The 15734-nt window shown below is 72.0% G+C and carries 15 protein-coding genes; 6 read left to right on the top strand and 9 right to left on the bottom strand.

The annotated features are described in order from the left end of the window. Position 1 precedes the first annotated feature (1 nt). Entirely contained in the window at positions 2–916 is a 915-nt protein-coding gene (locus FHP08_RS14165) for a LysR family transcriptional regulator (RefSeq protein ID WP_187272308.1), read from the top strand. On the opposite strand, the gene FHP08_RS14160 is transcribed toward FHP08_RS14165, so the two are convergent. The 6 genes from FHP08_RS14160 to FHP08_RS14135 form a co-directional block, all read right to left on the bottom strand. Then, positions 849–1289, bottom strand: a complete 441-nt coding sequence (locus tag FHP08_RS14160) for a type II toxin-antitoxin system VapC family toxin (protein ID WP_147705118.1) — start codon at positions 1287–1289, stop codon at positions 849–851. The genes FHP08_RS14165 and FHP08_RS14160 overlap by 68 nt on opposite strands. Continuing rightward, positions 1286–1624, bottom strand: a complete 339-nt coding sequence (locus FHP08_RS14155) for a ribbon-helix-helix domain-containing protein (RefSeq protein WP_187272307.1) — start codon at positions 1622–1624, stop codon at positions 1286–1288. Before FHP08_RS14155 ends, FHP08_RS14160 begins: the two co-directional genes overlap by 4 nt. A 78-nt stretch (positions 1625–1702) precedes the next feature. After that, positions 1703–2911: an ABC transporter permease gene (locus FHP08_RS14150; RefSeq protein WP_147705116.1), complete on the bottom strand. Its 1209-nt coding sequence runs from the start codon at positions 2909–2911 to the stop codon at positions 1703–1705. After that, a complete protein-coding gene (locus FHP08_RS14145; protein ID WP_147705115.1) occupies positions 2911–3765 on the bottom strand; it encodes an ABC transporter ATP-binding protein in 855 nt (284 codons plus the stop codon). The genes FHP08_RS14150 and FHP08_RS14145 overlap by 1 nt, the downstream gene beginning before the upstream one ends. Further along, positions 3765–5057, bottom strand: a complete 1293-nt coding sequence (locus FHP08_RS14140) for an efflux RND transporter periplasmic adaptor subunit (protein ID WP_407704033.1) — start codon at positions 5055–5057, stop codon at positions 3765–3767. The genes FHP08_RS14145 and FHP08_RS14140 overlap by 1 nt, the downstream gene beginning before the upstream one ends. Beyond that, the gene (locus FHP08_RS14135) at positions 5054–6550 is read right to left on the bottom strand and encodes an efflux transporter outer membrane subunit (RefSeq protein WP_147705113.1); all 1497 of its coding nucleotides are present in this window, start codon (positions 6548–6550) and stop codon (positions 5054–5056) included. The genes FHP08_RS14140 and FHP08_RS14135 overlap by 4 nt, the downstream gene beginning before the upstream one ends. A 128-nt stretch (positions 6551–6678) precedes the next feature. Between FHP08_RS14135 and FHP08_RS14130 the strand changes: the two genes are divergently transcribed. Further along, positions 6679–8028, top strand: coding sequence for a lytic murein transglycosylase (locus tag FHP08_RS14130; RefSeq protein ID WP_147705112.1), 1350 nt, complete (start codon positions 6679–6681; stop codon positions 8026–8028). A 184-nt stretch (positions 8029–8212) separates the two neighbouring features. After that, positions 8213–8611: a type II toxin-antitoxin system VapC family toxin gene (locus FHP08_RS14125; RefSeq protein ID WP_225879141.1), complete on the top strand. Its 399-nt coding sequence runs from the start codon at positions 8213–8215 to the stop codon at positions 8609–8611. A gap of 39 nt (positions 8612–8650) precedes the next feature. Here the strand turns inward: FHP08_RS14125 and FHP08_RS14120 are convergent, their stop codons facing one another. Both FHP08_RS14120 and FHP08_RS14115 read right to left on the bottom strand, forming a co-directional pair. Then, positions 8651–9310 (bottom strand): YceH family protein, encoded by a 660-nt coding sequence (locus tag FHP08_RS14120; RefSeq protein WP_147705110.1) that lies wholly within the window; start codon positions 9308–9310, stop codon positions 8651–8653. A 76-nt stretch (positions 9311–9386) separates the two neighbouring features. Then, entirely contained in the window at positions 9387–9650 is a 264-nt protein-coding gene (locus tag FHP08_RS14115; protein WP_147705109.1) for a DUF4242 domain-containing protein, read from the bottom strand. 222 nt (positions 9651–9872) lie between these two features. Between FHP08_RS14115 and FHP08_RS14110 the strand changes: the two genes are divergently transcribed. After that, positions 9873–10748 (top strand): LysR family transcriptional regulator, encoded by an 876-nt coding sequence (locus tag FHP08_RS14110; RefSeq protein ID WP_147705108.1) that lies wholly within the window; start codon positions 9873–9875, stop codon positions 10746–10748. Positions 10749–10777: 29 nt separating this feature from the next. Here FHP08_RS14110 and FHP08_RS14105 read toward each other — a convergent pair whose 3' ends face one another. Next, on the bottom strand, positions 10778–12838 hold the full coding sequence (locus FHP08_RS14105) for a hypothetical protein (RefSeq protein WP_147705107.1): 2061 nt from the start codon (positions 12836–12838) through the stop codon (positions 10778–10780). A 246-nt stretch (positions 12839–13084) separates the two neighbouring features. On the opposite strand from FHP08_RS14105, the gene FHP08_RS14100 reads away from it, so the two are divergent. After that, entirely contained in the window at positions 13085–13648 is a 564-nt protein-coding gene (locus FHP08_RS14100) for a LemA family protein (RefSeq protein ID WP_147705106.1), read from the top strand. A 25-nt stretch (positions 13649–13673) separates the two neighbouring features. Beyond that, positions 13674–15695 (top strand): DUF2207 domain-containing protein, encoded by a 2022-nt coding sequence (locus FHP08_RS14095; protein WP_147705105.1) that lies wholly within the window; start codon positions 13674–13676, stop codon positions 15693–15695. The last annotated feature ends 39 nt before the right edge of the window (positions 15696–15734 follow it).

Below are 15734 nucleotides of genomic sequence, written 5' to 3'. Positions count from 1 at the left end.
GATGCAGCTGTTCCGCACCGTCGCCGAAGCCGGCAGCTTCAGCGAGGCGGCGCTGCGGCTGCACCTGTCGCAGCCCGCGCTGAGCGCGGCGATCCGCAAGCTCGAGGAGACGCTCGAGGTGCGGCTGTTCGACCGCACCACGCGGCGCATTGCACTCACCCCCGAAGGGCAGGAGCTGCTGCGGCTGTCGGCGCGGCTGATCGACGAGTTCGAAGCGGTGACCGGCGACCTGCGCGACTACCTGGCCCGCCGCCGCGGCCGGGTGGTGGTGGCCGCGCTGCCCTCGCTGGCGGCGGTCACGCTGCCGCCGGCGCTGGCCCGCCTGAAGGCGATGCACCCCGGCATCGACGTGACGCTGCGCGACACCCTGAACGACGAGATCCAGGAACTGGTGCAGAGCGGCGCGGCGGACTTCGCCCTGACCGTGACCCCGCAGGCCGGGCGCGGGCTGGCCTTCCGGCCGCTGATCGTGGACCGATTCGTGATGCTGTGCCCGCGCGACCACGAGCTCGCGGCCCGCAAGCAGGTGAGCTGGACGCAGGTGGTGCGCTACCCGATCGTGGGCATGGCCCGGACCTCGAGCGTGCGCCAGCACATCGACGCGGCCTGCGCCCAGGCCGGCATCGCGCTGCGCAACGAATACGACGTGGAGCACCTGGCCACGGTGGGCGCGCTGGTTCGCGAGGGCCTGGGCGTGGCCGCCCTGCCCTCGCTGACCACGCCGCTGCTGCGCTTCGCCGATCTGGCCGAAGTGCCGATCGTGCGGCCGCGGGTGGAGCGGACGATGGGGATCGTGACTCGGGCGGGACGCAGTCTTTCGGTGGCGGCGAGTGCGCTGGTGGAGGTGCTCAGCGAGGGAGCTTTCGCCGAGCCGGCTTCCGAGCCGACACGCGTTCGGCGACGGGCCAGCGCTTAGGATGCACGACGGTCTGGAGATCGGATGAGAGAAAGTCCTCGTCCAGCGTCATCAGCGGCTCGCGGCGCAGTGAAGCGTGAGCGTAGGCGAAGCAGTCACCGAAATTGAGGGGGAATCGCGAACGCGCCCCGATCGCCGCGCCGAGGATCTGAAAATCGACCTCGAGCGCCTCGACTCCAAGCGCTCTCAGTGCCCCTTCGAGTTCGACCGAGGCGCCTCCCGTTGCGCGCTCGAGAACCATTCCGGCCTCTGCGATGTTGACCCAGGACATCCGAAGTCGCTCATGCGGATGCGCTTCGAACGCCCTGTGTATCCAGACGCAACTTGCCTCCCGGGCCGCGAGGGCAACGATGATCGAGGTGTCGACGATCACGCACGCGCCTTTCTTCTCGCACGCGCGGCGCCGCCTTCTACCGAGCCGCCTCGCCCTGGACGCACCTTGGGGGTATGGAGTGCTTGCTCCATCTCCGTATCGAGCTCCCGCTCGAGTTCGGCAACCGGACGATGTTTCGCGCCACTCTCACGGTGACGATCCAGAAGACCCTCGAGAAGCGAGAAGTCGCGCCTGGGCACGGCAAGATAGGGCGCGGCTGCCTCCTGCACCGCATAGCGGATGGCCTCCGACTTGCTGGGCAGATGCTTGCCCTTCACCAAGGCGTCGAGCGCCGCCTCGAAGTCGGGCGTAACGTGGAGGTTGATCTGCGGCATGGCCGGCCTCTGTCGGATTCTGTACATGTACAGACTTTATGCAAGGACATGCAACTTGGCAAGGCGTTTCACGCAATGCTATTCGTGCCGCAACGCGTCGATCGGTTTCATCCGCGCCGCTCGCCGCGCCGGGAAGTAGCCGAAGACCACGCCGATCGCCGCCGCGAACAGGAAAGACGCCAGGTTCACGGTGGGATCGAACAGGAAGGGCACGTCCATCAGGCGCGCCAGCACCACCGACGCGCCCGCGGCCAGCACCACGCCGACCAGGCCGCCGAAGGCGGCCAGCACCACCGCCTCGATCAGGAACTGCAGCAGCACCTCGCGCTCGAGCGCGCCGATGGCCAGGCGCAGGCCGATCTCGCGGGTGCGCTCGGTGACGCTGACCAGCATGATGTTCATGATGCCGATGCCGCCCACCAGCAGGCTCACCGCCGCCACCGCGCCGAGCAGCATCGTCATCACCCGGGTGGTGCCCGACAGCGTGTCGGCGAGCTGCTGGGTGTCGAGGACGTTGAAGTTGTCGTCGTCGGTCGACGCGAGCTTGCGCCGCTCGCGCAGCAGCTGGCGCAGGCCGGCCTTGACGCTCGCGGGGTCGCTGCCGTCCTTCATCGACACCAGCAAGGTCGATACGCGGGTGTTGCCGGTCACGCGCCGCTGCAGCGTGGACAGCGGCACCAGCACCAGGTCGTCCTGGTCGTTGCCCATGGCGCCCTGCCCCTTGGCGGCCAGCAGGCCGACGACCTGGCAGGAGAACTGCTTGACGCGCAGCATCTCGCCCACCGCATCGCGACCGCCGAAGAGCTCGCGCCGGATCGTGTTGCCGAGGATGCACACGGCCGCGCCGGCCCGCAGCTCCTCGGGCGTGAACGCCCGCCCCGACGCGAGCCGCCAGTTGCCGGTCTGAAGCCAGGTGTTGGTGCTGCCGGTGACGTTGGTGGTCCAGTTGTTGCCGCCGGCCACCACGGTGGCGCTCGCGCGCGCCTCGGGCGCCACCGCCTGCACGCCGCCGATCTGCGTGGCCACGGCCTCGGCGTCGGCCTCCTTGAAGGCCGGCGCCGAGGTCCCGCCCATGCCGGGCCCCAGCCGCTGGCCGGGGCGGATCATCAACAGGTTGGTGCCCAGGCTGGAGATCTGGTTCTGCACCGCCATCGTGGCGCCGTTGCCGAGCGTGACCATGGTGATGACCGCGCCCACGCCGATCACGATGCCCAGGATGGTCAGGAAGGACCGGAGCAGATTGCGCCGGATCGAGCGCAGGGCGAGCAGCAGCGTGTTGAACAGCATCAGGCCTCTCCCGCGGCGCCTGCCGGCGCCGACGCGGCATCGGGCGAAGCCTTCCCGGCCGCGGCGCGCGCGGAATCCTCGAGCACGCCAGTCGGCTCGGGATTGCGGGTGTCGTCGGCCACCATGCCGTCGACGAAGCGCACGATTCGCCGCGCCCACGCGGCCATGTCGGGCTCGTGCGTGACCATCAGCACCGTGATGCCGCGATCGACGTTGAGCCGCCACAGCAGCGCCATGATCTCGCGGCCACGCTGCGTGTCGAGGTTGCCGGTGGGTTCGTCGGCCAGCAGCACCGCAGGCTCGGTGACGATGGCGCGGGCGATCGCCACCCGCTGCTGCTGCCCGCCCGACAGCTCGCCCGGCGTGTGATGCTCCCAGCCCTTCAGGCCCACCGAGTCCAGCGCCCGGGCAGCCGCCGCGTGGCGCGCGCGGGCCGGCTCGCCGCGATAGAGCAGCGGCAGCTCCACGTTCTCCTGCGCCGAGGTGCGCGCGAGCAGATTGAAGCCCTGGAAGACGAAGCCGAAGTAGCGCCGGCGCAGGCGGGCGCGCTGGTCGCGGCTGAGCGACTCCACGTGCGCGCCCTTGAACCGGTACTCGCCGGCGCTGGGCGTGTCGAGGCAGCCGATCAGGTTCATCGCGGTGGACTTGCCCGAGCCGCTGGGCCCCATGATCGCCACGAAGTCGCCTTCGTCGATGTCGAGGTCCACGCCCTCGAGCGCCTGGAAGGCGGTCGGCCCTTCGCCGTAGACCTTGCTGATGCCGCGCAGGCGGATCAGCGGCAGCGCGCCGGCCGGCGCGGCGCCGGCAGGCGCGGCGTCGGCCGGGGCCGGCCGCGCGACGGTGGCCTCGGCCATCACTTCGCCGCCCCGCCTGCCAGCTGGGCGACGATGACCGCCATGCCGGGCTGCAGCTCGCCGCCGGTGATCTCGGTCATGCGCCCGTCGGTGATGCCGGGCACGACCGTCACGCGTTGCGGCGCGCCGTCGCGCAGCACCCACACCTGGCGGGCGCCGCCCGCGGATGCGTCGGGGCGCGCCCCGCGGCTGCCTGTGCGTGGCATGCGCGGCACCAGCTTCGACACGATCCCGCCGCCCGAAGAAGCCTGGCCGCCCGCGGCGCCGTTGCCGGCCTGCGCCGGGTTGAAGCGCAGCGCGGTGTTCGGCACCAGCAGCACGCCCTGCCGTTCGGCGGCGGTGATCGTCGCGGAGACGGTCATGCCGGGGCGCAGGCTCAGGTCGGCGTTGTCGACCTCGAGCCGGGTGGCGTAGGTGACCACGTTCTCGGTGAGCGTGGAGCCGTAGGCCACACGGGCCACGGTGGCCGGGTAGCGCCGCTGCGGATAGGCGCTCACGGTGAAGCTCCCCTTCTGGCCGATCTGCACCGCGCCCACGTCGGCCTCGTCGACGCTGACCTCGACCAGCAGGCGGGTCAGGTCCTCGGCGATGCTCATCAGCGTGACCGCCTGCAGCGTGGCCGCCACCGCGTTGCCGGGCTCCACCGTGCGCGAGAGCACCATGCCGTCGATCGGCGACTTGATCGCGGCCTTGGACAGGTTGGTCTCGTCGGTGGACAGCGCGGCCTTCGCGTCCTGCACGTTGGCGCGGGCGCTGTTCTCGTCGGCGCGGGCGCGGGCCAGCGCAGCGCGCGCGGCGTCGAGCTCGGCGGCCGAGGGCACCTTGCCGCCGGACAGGCGGGCGACCTCCTGCAGGCGCTTGAGGCTCGCCTCGGATTCCTTGACCGTGGCAGTGGTCTGCGCGACCCGGGCCTGCGCAGCGGCCAGCGAGGCACGCGAGCGCGACACCTGGGCGGAAAGCTTGGCCGTGTCGAGCTCGACCAGCACCTGGCCCTGCTTGACCCGGTCGTTGACGTCGACGTGCACCTTGCGCACCGTGCCCGACAGCTCGCTGCCGATGTTCACCGTGCGCGTAGCCTGCAGCTTGCCGTTGGCGGTCACGGTGAGGGTCAGGTCGCCCAGGCGCGCTTCCTCGGTCACGAAGCGGGGTGCGGCCGCGGTCTGCTGGCGGCCCATCCACCACCAGGCGCCGCCGGCGGCCGCGGCCAGCAGCAAGAGCGCGATCCACAGCGCAGACCGCTTCCACCAGCGCGGGCTCGCGCCTTCGAGAAGCTCGTCCACCTTCGTGTTCATTTCCATCCTCCGCCGAGCGCCTTGTACAGGCGCACGTGATCGGCGCTGACGTTGGCGAGCGTGCTGGCCACGCTGTCCTGGGTGTTGAGCAGCGTGCGCTGGGTGTCGAGCACGACCTGGAAGTCGATCAGGCCGCTGGCGTAGCGGTTCTGCGCGAGCAGCGCCGCGTTGGCGGCGGCATCGGCCGCGTTCTGCAGGCGGGCGAGCCGCTCGCGATCGCCGCGCAGCGCGACCAGTGCGTCCTCGACCTCCTTCAAGGCGTTCAGCACCGTGGCCTGGTAGCCGACGCGCGCCTGTTCGAGCGCGGCCTCCTGCGCGCGGACCTGGGCCTGCAGCGCGCCGCCGTCGAAGAACGGGATCGACAGGCCGGCCAGCAGCGAATTGACGATCGCCGCGCTGCCGCCGAGGCCGCTCAGCGTGAGCGCGCTCAGGCCGATCGACCCGCCCAGCCGGAAGCTGGGGTAGCGGGCCGCGTCAGCCTGCGACACGCGGGCCAGCGCCCCCGCGATCCGCTCCTCGGCCTGGCGCACGTCGGGGCGCTGGCGCAGCGTTTCGGCCGGAATCGCAAGCGCGAGGTCGGCGGCAGGCCGCGGCACCGGGCGCGCGGCCTCGAGCGCGGGCTGCGACGCGCCGGCCGCCTGCCCGGTCAGCACGGCCAGCGCGTGGCGGGCCTGAGCGATGCCGGTCTCGAGCGTCGGCACCTGGGCGGCAGTCTGCTCGGCGGCCGCGCGCGCCTGCTCGACCTCGACCGAGGTGGTCAGGCCCGCCTGGGCGCGCCACTGCGCGAGTTGCAGCGTCTCGTTCTGCGCGGCCAGATTGCGGCGCGCGATCTCGAGCCGGCCCTGCAGGCCGCGCAGCTCCAGATAGGCCAGCGCCACCTCGGCGGCGAGCGAGACCTGCACGTCGGCCAGGCCCGCCTGCGCGGCGCGGGCGTCGGCCTCGGCGGCCTCGAGCGCGGCGCGGTTGCGGCCGAACACGTCGAGCTCCCAGCTGGCGTCGAGCCCGGCCTGGAAGCGGTTGGACGCGTCGCCGCCGGCCGGCCGCGCGCGCTGCGCCGAGGCCGAGCCGTCGACCGAGGGCAGCAAGCCGGCTGCCTGCACGTCGCGCACCGCGCGCGCCTGGGCCAGCGCGGCCTGGGCGCTGCGCACGCTGGTGTTGACCTCGAGCGCGCGCGCGACCAGCGACGCGAGCTCGGGATCGTCGAAGTTGCGCCACCACTGGGCGAGATCGGCGGCGCGGGCGGCCGGGCTCGCGCTCGACGGTTCGGCGGTGTCGGCGGCCCTGGCTTCGGACCAGGCGGCCGGCACCGGGGTCTCGGGCAGCGCGCGGTCCGGCGCGGCCATGGTGGCGCAGCCGGCGAGCAAGGCCAGCGCGGCGAGGGTGAGCGCAGCGAGGCCAGCGGAGGCGCCGCGGGCGCGAGCGGCGACGCGGATCGGTCGGGCCACGCCGCGGGCCGCGAAAGGCAGGCAGGCGGGAAGAGGATCGGGGCTCATGGCCCGATGGATTCTGCCTTTCAGGGCTGCAAAGAACCTTGAGGCAGATGCAAGTTTGTGTAAACGGGAAGGGCCTGCTCGTCGAAGCATCGGCAGCGCGCTTGACCATGTCAACTAAGATTGGGGCCATGCCCATCGACCTGCACCCCCAGCCTCGACATCGCGCCGGCGTGGCGACCGGCCTGCGCTTCGCGATCGCGCTTCTGGCCACCGCATCCGCGGGCGCGCTGGCCCAGGGCACGGCAACGAGCGGCGCGCCGGCCGGCCCGACGCCTCCCGCGGCAGCCGCCGAGCCGCGCCCTGCCGACTTCGCCGCCTGCCTGGCCCGCCTGCGCCCCGATGCGCTGGCCAAGGGCGTGAGCGGCGAGGCCTTCGACCGGCACACCGCCGCGCTGGCGCCCGACATGGCGGTGCTCGGCTTCCTCGACGCGCAGCCCGAGTTCGTGACGCCGATCTGGGACTACCTGGCCGCCCTGGTCGACGACGAGCGGGTGGCCGATGGCCGCGCGATGCTCGCGCAGTGGGCCGAGGTGCTGGCGAAAGTGCAGGCCGAGTACGACGTGGACCCAGCCACCGTGGTGGCGGTGTGGGGCGTGGAGAGCGACTTCGGCCGGCGCTTCGGCAAGCGGCCGCTGCTCGAATCCTTGTCGACGCTGTCCTGCTACGGACGCCGGCAGTCCTTCTTTCGCGGCGAGTTCTTCACGACGCTGAAGATCCTGCAGGAAGGCCACGTGGCGGCCGACAAGCTGAACGGCTCCTGGGCCGGCGCCTTCGGGCACACGCAATTCATGCCGTCGACCTTCATGCGGCTGGCGGTGGATTTCGACGGCGACGGCCGGCGCGACCTGGTCGACAGCGTGCCCGACGCGCTGGCATCGACCGCGAACTTCCTGAAGCGCGCCGGCTGGCGCAGCGCCCTGCCCTGGGGCTTCGAGGTGAAGCTGCCGGCGGGCTTCGACGCGTCGGCCGTGGGCCGGCGCAGCAAGCAGCCGGCTTCGGTGTGGGCCTCGCGGGGCGTGAAGCGGGCGGACGGCAGCCCGCTGGTCCAGCCGCGCGAAGCGAATGCGGGCCGTGGCGACGCCGCGCTGGGCGCCGACACGCCGTCGGCGATCCTGCTGCCGGCCGGCCCGCAAGGCCCGGCCTTCCTGGTCACCCGCAACTTCGACGCGCTCTACTCGTACAACGCGGCCGAGAGCTACGCGCTGGCGATCGCGCACCTTTCGGACCGGCTGCGAGGCGGCGGCCCCTTCGCGGCCGCCTGGCCCACCGACGACCCGGGCCTGTCGCGGGCCGAGCGCCGCGAATTGCAGACGCTGCTGGTGAAGCTCGGCCACGACATCGGCGAGATCGACGGCGCGATCGGGGCGCGCACCCGCGAGGCGCTGAAGGCCGAGCTGGCGAAACGCGGGATCGAGTCGGACGGGCGGGCGGGAAGAAAGGCGCTGGAAGCGCTGCGCCAGACCGCGCATGCGCGCTGACGGAACACGGGGCTTTCGCGCCACGCGGCCCGGGAAGCGGCGCACCTGCCGGTCGATCGCGGCGCGGCCTTGCTCGAGGCCTTGTCAGCCTTCGACGAGGATTTCGTGGTACTGCTCGAGGAGGACCGGCGCGAAATCGTGCCGCTGCAGGACCGGGAAGCGCTGTGAGGTCGCCGTGCGGTACATGCTCGACACCGACACGCTGATCTACCTGATCGAGCGTCGTCCCGAGTCGGTGGCCCGCAGGGTCGGCTCGCTAGGCGCAGACGATAAGCTCTGCATGTCCTTCGTGACCTACGCCGAGTTGCTCAAGGGCGCCGAGCGCAGCACCAGGAAGGATGCAGTCGTTCGCCAACTCGAAGGGCTGGCGCGGCAAGTGCCCGTGCTCTATGCGATCGGCCGCTCGCTCTGCGAGCACTATGCCGTGCAGTTCAATCGCCTGAAGGGTGCAGGAACGCCAATCGGCGCGAACGATCTCTGGATCGCCTGCCATGCGCTGGCCGAAGGCGCGACGCTGGTCACGCACAATCGGCGCGAGTTCTCGCGGGTGGCTGGCCTGAAAACAGAAACCTGGGTGGCATGACAACGCGTCGAGGCGAAACCGCGCCGCGCGGCACCCGGGTCAGCGAGCGTTCGCTAGCGCGGCCAGCGCTTCCCTGAGTTCCGCGACTTCGCGCTCCAGCTGCGAGAGCCGCGCTTCGAGGGACTGCCCGTCGGCAATCGCGATACGCCCCGGCTCGGCCACCGGCGACCCGGCAGCGAGCATCTCCGGCGCCGGCGCGCCGCCCAGCAGATGCATCCACCGCGCCTCGCGCGCCCCCGGCTGACGCGGCAGCAACATCACGAGGGCTCCATGCGGCCGCGCGGCCATCTCGTCGAGGAAGCCCTCGACCGACGAAATGTCGGCGAAGCGCTCGAGCCGCTCGCAGTTGCCGCGCAGCTCGGCCGCGGTCTGCGGCCCGCGCAGCGCCAGCATTGCCAGCAGCGCCACCGACTGCGAGGGCAGCCCGAACACCCGCTTGACGTTGTGCGAATAGCGCATCGTGCGGCTGCCGCTCGACTCGATGACCAGCGAGTGCCGGCGCAGCGTGTCGAGCGCGGCCTGCACCTCGGACTCGGCGGCGTCGATCACCGGATTGCGGCTGGTCTTCTGGTTGCAGCCGGCGGTGAGCGCGTTGAGCGAGAGCGGATAGGTGTCGGGCACCGTGCGCTCCTTTTCGACCAGCACGCCGAGCACGCGGGCCTCGAGGAGCGACAGCGGGGGGAGCGGGGCTTCGGGCATCGGGAATCCAGAGGGGCGAGGAGTCCGCCCAGTCTAGACCCGGACGCCGGGGCCCCGCGTCACCCCCGGCTCTGCCCTACGGCGTGAGATCCAGCGCTTCGCTGATCCGGTCGAAGGGGATGCCCGCCTGCTCGTTGACGCGACGCACCGTTTCGGGATCGCTCGCGTCGAACAGGCACATGCAGGCGCCGGTGCCCGGCACGAAGGTGGTGCGGATGTAGCGAACCGGGGTGCCGCCGGCGGTGAACTGTTGCGAGGTGTCGATCGCGCGCTTCTGCGCGGCGGCCAGGTCGGGCATCGCAATGCCCGCGAGCGAACGCTCGACCATGTAGACGCTCATGTCTGTCTCCCATCTGTGGGCGCGCCTCGTCGGCGCCGCGGCCGGACCCTTCCGGTCGCTCGAGGGGCGCTCTGCCCCCTTGCCAGACTAGGCCGGCCCCTGCGACGAGGGAAGCGCGCCCCGGTTATGGATCGATGATCGCCGGTAGAGGCTCCGGGCCTTCCGCTGCGGCGGCATGCCGCCTAGACTGCTCTCGAGGAAAGCAGAGTCGGGGGACACGCGATGGAGCTTCGCCAGATTCGATACTTCCTTGCCATCTGCGAGCACGGCAGCTTCTCGCGCGCGGCCGAGGCCTGCGACCTGACCCAGCCGGCGCTGACCAAGGCGATCAAGGGGCTCGAGGAGGAAGTCGGCGGCGCGGTCTTTCATCGCGAGGGCCGGCGCCTGGTGCTGACCGAGCTGGGGCGCATGATGCGGCCGCACCTCGAGCGACTGGCCGGCGAGCAGGAGGCGGCGCTGACCGTCGCGAAGAACTTCCGGCTGCTGCGCCAGACGCCGCTTCGGGTCGGCATCCTGCCGACGATCGGGCCGGCGCGCATCGGCGGCTTCCTGCGCGAGTTCCGCGACGCGAACCCGGGCGTGGAGACCGCGATCTCGGAAGGCTCGGCCGAGTCGCTGGCCCGCCGCCTCGAAGCCGCCGAACTGGACCTCGCGATCGCCAACCCGGCGGCCGGTTTCGGCGACGGGTTTCGCAGCGAGCCGCTCTATCCGGAGCGCTACGTGGTGGTCTTCGCGCCGGGCCACCCGTTCAGCCGCAAGGACGCGATCAGGCTTGCCGACGTGCACCGGGCCCACTACGTGGATCGGCTCGCCTGCGAGATGCGCGAGACGGTGATGCAGGTGCTCGGCGCGCGCGAGATCGAGCTCTACGCGAAGTTCCGCAGCGATCGCGAGGATTGGGTCCAGGCGATGGTGCTGTCGGGCCTGGGCTTTGCGTTCATGCCCGAGTACTCGATCACCGCCAGCGGGCTCGTGTCGCGCCCGCTGGTCGAGCCGGCGGTCAGCCGGGAAGTGCACGCGATCGAGGTGCGCGGGCGGCCGCGGCCGCCGGCCGCGTCGCTGTTCCTGAAAGCGCTCACCGGCTTTCGCTGGGAGTAGCGCGCGCGGGAGGCGTCGGCCGGTGCCGCTCAGGCGGCCTCCGGCGTCCGCCCGCCCGGCAGCAGCGCGCCCAGCTCGCCGCGCCGGCGCTCGTTCTCGGCTTCGAGCTCGGCGACCAGCCGGTCGATGCCCGAGAGCGTGCCCTCGGCGGCCTGCAGCTCGCGGACCATCTTCAGGCGCACCTCGCCTTCGTCGCCGCCGGCGGCGAGCGCCCCGATGTTGCGGCGGACGTGCTCCTGGCGCGCCAGCAGCTGCTTGCGCTGCTCGGCGAGCTGGGCGATGCGCCGGCGATTCTCCTCGATGAGCGCCAGCTCGGCGCGCAGGGCCTCGAGCGCGCGCCGGGTGTCGGGGGTGAGGCCGGCGTCGGCCAGGAAGCGGGCGAGCTCGTCGAGGCCGAGGTCGACGAGTCGCTGTTCGCGCACCGCCAGCCGGCGCGAGCGCATCGCGAAAGTGACCGTGGCGCCTGCCGGGCAGTCGACGTTCCATCGATAGACGCCATCGCCGCAGGCGGCGGGCGGCGGGGTCTCTAACAGCTCGCCGGGCAGCGTGTCGACCGACCGCTCGATGGTGAGCGTCTGCGCGTCGGCCGTTCGATTCACGATCTCGTAGCGATGAGTGCGCCCCCAGGCCATCTCACGGTGCAGCAAGCCGCCCGCGAGTCGCAGACGATGGTCCTCGACGCTGCGGTCCGACTCGACGCGCACCGAGATGCCCAGCTCGACGGCGTAGGGCAGGTAGAGGCTGCCATCGCGGCCCGTGAAGGGCACGATGGCCTCGCCGCGGTAGCGGCCGTCCTCGACCAGCGTGGCCGGCCCGCGCTCGAGCACCAGGCCCGAGCGGTTCTCGCAACGCAGCGCGGCCACCGGATGGCCGGGGTGCTTTTTCTCGTTGAACAGCAGCTCGCGCCGGTAGGCGAGCTTTGCCTGCAGCACTGGCACCAGCGCGCTGGCGCCACGCGGAATGGACACCGGCCGCAACACCTCGTAGGCGAAGGTTTCGCGCTGGTCGCTGCTCGCGCTGGCCGGCCCGGCGGCCTCCAGGTCGGCGATGCGGGCGGAACGCAGGGGCCGGCCGGCGAGCGCCACTTCGGACCCGACGCGCGGGTCGTCGACGTCGCCGACGATGTCGGCGGCGAGCAGCGAGCCGCGTTCGTCGTCGAACTCGGCGCTGGCCATGTCGAACGAGGCGGCGCCGGCCATTGCAGCGGAGCGGGCGGCAGCGCGCGCGACCAGGCCCGAGGCGAAGCCGACCGGGTCGGCGGCCACACGCGATTCGTCCTGAACCCGCTTGCGCGCCGGCGCCCGCGAGGTGGTCAGGTCGTAGACGAAGGAGATCGGCTGGCCGGCGACCAGCGTCAGCCGGACGTTCTCGAGGTCTTCGTCGAAGCGGTTGTCGACCAGGCCCCAGCCCTGCAGCAGCAGGCGGCCGGTGTCGGCGCCCTCGTCGGACTCGGCGACCACGCGATAACTGACCCGCCAGCTGGGCGCGGGCACCAGGCAGGAAACGGCCAGATCGTGCTCGCCCGGGGTGAGTCGCAGCGACACCGACCGCGTCCCGCCGGCCCGCTTTCCGGCATCGAGGAAGCGGGCGAGATCCTCGCCGATCCGGCCCTCGAGCGGCACGATCCGCACGAGCTCGGCGGCCGGCGCGGCCTGCACCGCTCCGGCGGCATCGTCCAGCAGCATCAGCGTGGCGCCTTTCAGGCGGCGGCGCTCCCTCGCGTACTGCAGCCCGGTGACGCGGCCCTCGAGGGGTGCGCTGCGCCCGGCGAGCTCCACGCGCACCCGCCAGCCGACCAGCCGCTCGAGCAGGTCGAGCATGCCGGTGCCGGGGTCGAGCGCCAGCGCGTCTTGCTCGCGGCTCGCGGAGGCCGGCAATTCGTAGTCCGCGCAGACCACCTGGCCGCCGGCCCGGTCGATCACGGTGAGGCTCTTCAGCGCGTCGTCCATGTCGCCGGCGCGGAAGACCAGCGGCAGGACTTCGCCTTGAACGCGGCCCTCGCGCTCGACCATGGCCACGCCGTGCTTGTAGAAGGCGACACGGCGGATCGGAAGCTGGGGTAGGTCCGGATGCTGGGCGGGCTGGCTCATGCGGCTGCTCCTCGGGAAGGGGGATGGGCGAGTATCCGGAGGGAGAGGCTCAGGGGGTGAGCCTGTCGAGTCGCGCTGGCGGAGCCGACGGGCGGCCCACCGAGCGGCTTGCCCTTCGCGTCATCCCGCGCCAATATCCGGGCGAACGCCACGACGGAGACCGGACATGGAACCTGGACCTGCATTCGCGCGGCTCGTCGCCCGCGTCGCGATGCGCGTCGACCGATCATCGAAAGGATCCGCACGATGACCTGGATCGTCCTCGCCGCAATCGTCGCCGCGCTCGCCGCCTGGGGCGTGAGCATCTACAACGGACTGGTGAAGCGGCGCAACCTGGCCGAGGAAGGCTGGAGCGGCATCGACGTGCAGTTGAAGCGCCGCGCCGACCTGGTGCCCAACCTGGTCGAGACGGTGAAGGGCTACGCCACGCACGAGCGCGAGCTGCTCGAGAACGTGACCGAGCTGCGCAACCAGGCCCGGGCCGCGCCGGCCGGCGACGTGGCCGCGCGCAGCCAGATCGAGGGCATGCTGTCCGGCGCGCTGGGCCGGTTGCTGGCCATCGTGGAGAACTACCCGGAGCTGAAGGCCAACCAGAACTTCCTGGCGCTGCAGGAGTCGCTGCAAGGCGTGGAGCACGACATCCAGATGGCGCGCCGTTACTACAACGGCGCCACCCGCGACCTGAACGTGATGGTGGAGTCCTTCCCGAGCAACCTGGTGGCCGGCTGGTTCGGCTTCGGCAAGAAGCCCTTCTTCGAGATCGAGGACGCGGCGGCGCGCGAGGCGCCCAAGGTGTCGTTCCCGCAATAGCGCGGCGGGCGGCGGCGTGAGGCCCATGCGTCCTTCGCTCGAGGCTGCGACGGCCTGGGCGCGCGGCTTGGCGGTGGCCTTCGGGCTCGCCCTGTCGCTGCCCGGCGCCGCGCGCGCCGACGAGACCATCGAGCGCTACCTGGCCACCATCGAGGTGCAGCCCGACGGCGACCTGCTGGTCAGCGAGTCCATCACGGTGCGCGCCGAGGGTCGGCAGATCCGCCGCGGCATCTACCGCGACTTTCCGCTGCAGTTCGAGGACGCCGAGGGCCGGCTGCGCTCGGTGTCCTTCGACCTGATCGCGGTCACCCGCGACGGACGCACCGAGCCGAGCTTCACCCGAACCAGCGCGCGCGGCGTGCGGATCTACGCCGGCGACGAGAACGTGCTGCTCGAACCCGGCGTGTATCGCTACGAGATCCGCTACCGGACCGGCCGGCAGATCCGCCACCACGACGGCCGGGCCGAGCTGTACTGGAACGTGACCGGCAACGAGTGGGCCTTCCCGATCCAGTCGGCCCGGGCGCTGGTGCGGCTGCCGGGCAATGCGGCGCCGGTGCGCTGGACGGCGTACACAGGCCGCTTCGGGGAACGGGGCGAGGACTTCCGCGCCCGGCTGCGCGACGACGGACAGCTCGAGTTCGAGGCCACCCGCGCGCTGGCGCCGGGCGAGGGGCTCACGCTGGTCGCCGAGCTGCCGGCGGGCGCGGTGGCCGCGCCGTCGCAGGCCCAGCAGTTGCAGTACGCCTTCCTGGACAACCGCCGCTGGATCCTGAGCGGCCTGGGGCTGCTGGCGGTGGCGGCCTTCTACCTGATCGTCTGGCGGGCGGTGGGCCGCGACCCGCCCAAGGGCACCATCATTCCGCTCTTCAACCCGCCCGAGGGCATCTCGCCTGCGCTGGCCGGCTACGTCCGCAACTGGGGCTGGAGCGGCGACTGGCGCGAGTTCACCGCGGCGGCGATCTCGCTGGCGGTCAAGGGCCTGGTGATCTTCGACGACAGCGGCGGCGGGCTGATCCTCAAGCGCAAGCTCTCGGGCGCGGACAAGGGCAAGGTCGGCGCAGCGGCGCCCTTCCCCGAGTATCACGCGCTCCCCGCCGGCGAGCGCGCCCTGCTCTCCTGGATCGACGGCAGCGGCGGCGTGGCCTTCGTGGACCGCGCCAACGGCGAGAGCCTGGCCAGGGCGCTGAAGAGCTTCCGCTCGTCGATCGAAAAGGAGAACCGGCACCGCTTCTTCAAGCGCAACCTGGGCTGGTTCGCCGCAGGCCTGTTCCTGACGGGCATCGCGATCGGCGCGGTGCTGGTGTTCGGGCAGCTGCGCGAAGCCGAGATCGGGCTGCTGATCGCGTCGGTGGTCATCGGCGCGTTCGCGGGCGTGTTCGTGGCGCAGATCGTCCGGGCGCTGATGCCGGGCTGGAGGTTGCGCACGATCATCGCCTCGGCCATTCACCTGGCGGTGCTCGCTTTCATGGCGACCACCTTCCTGACCCAGCTCGGCGACCGGGGACCGCTGTCGCCGGACTTTCGCGACTTCTTCCTCGATGCTGTGGTGGACAACGCCTTTCCGCTGGTGCTGGTGGCCGGCTTCGCCGCGCTGAACGGGCTGTTCTACTACCTGCTGCGCGCGCCGACCGCCGCCGGACGGCCGGTGATGGACCGGATCGAAGGCCTGGAGATGTACCTGCGCACCGCCGAGACCGAGCGCTTGAACCTTCAGGGAGCGCCCGAGATCACCGCCGAACGCTTCGAGGCATTGCTGCCCTACGCGATCGCGCTCGAGGCGGAGAAGCCCTGGTCGGAGGCCTTCGAGGCGGCCTTCGCGCGCGCGCACCCTGGCAGCGACGTGAGCGCTTCGTATCGACCCGGATGGCACGGCGGCAGGGCATGGTCCGGCCGAACCTTCGCCAGCGGGCTGACCGGCGCGGTGGCCGCGGCGCAGGGCTCCTTTGCCAGCGCGATGCCGGCGCCCAAGTCCTCGTCGTCCGGCTTTTCCGGAGGCGGGGGCTCGGGTGGCGGGGGCGGCGGGGGCGGCGGCGGGGGCTGGTGACCCGCCCGGGACGAACCGGCTCGCCCGCGGTGCCCGCGG

This window comes from Zeimonas arvi, from assembly GCF_008039575.1.
Taxonomy (GTDB): domain Bacteria; phylum Pseudomonadota; class Gammaproteobacteria; order Burkholderiales; family Burkholderiaceae_E; genus Zeimonas; species Zeimonas arvi.
This window is presented reverse-complemented; position numbering and strand designations above follow the sequence as displayed.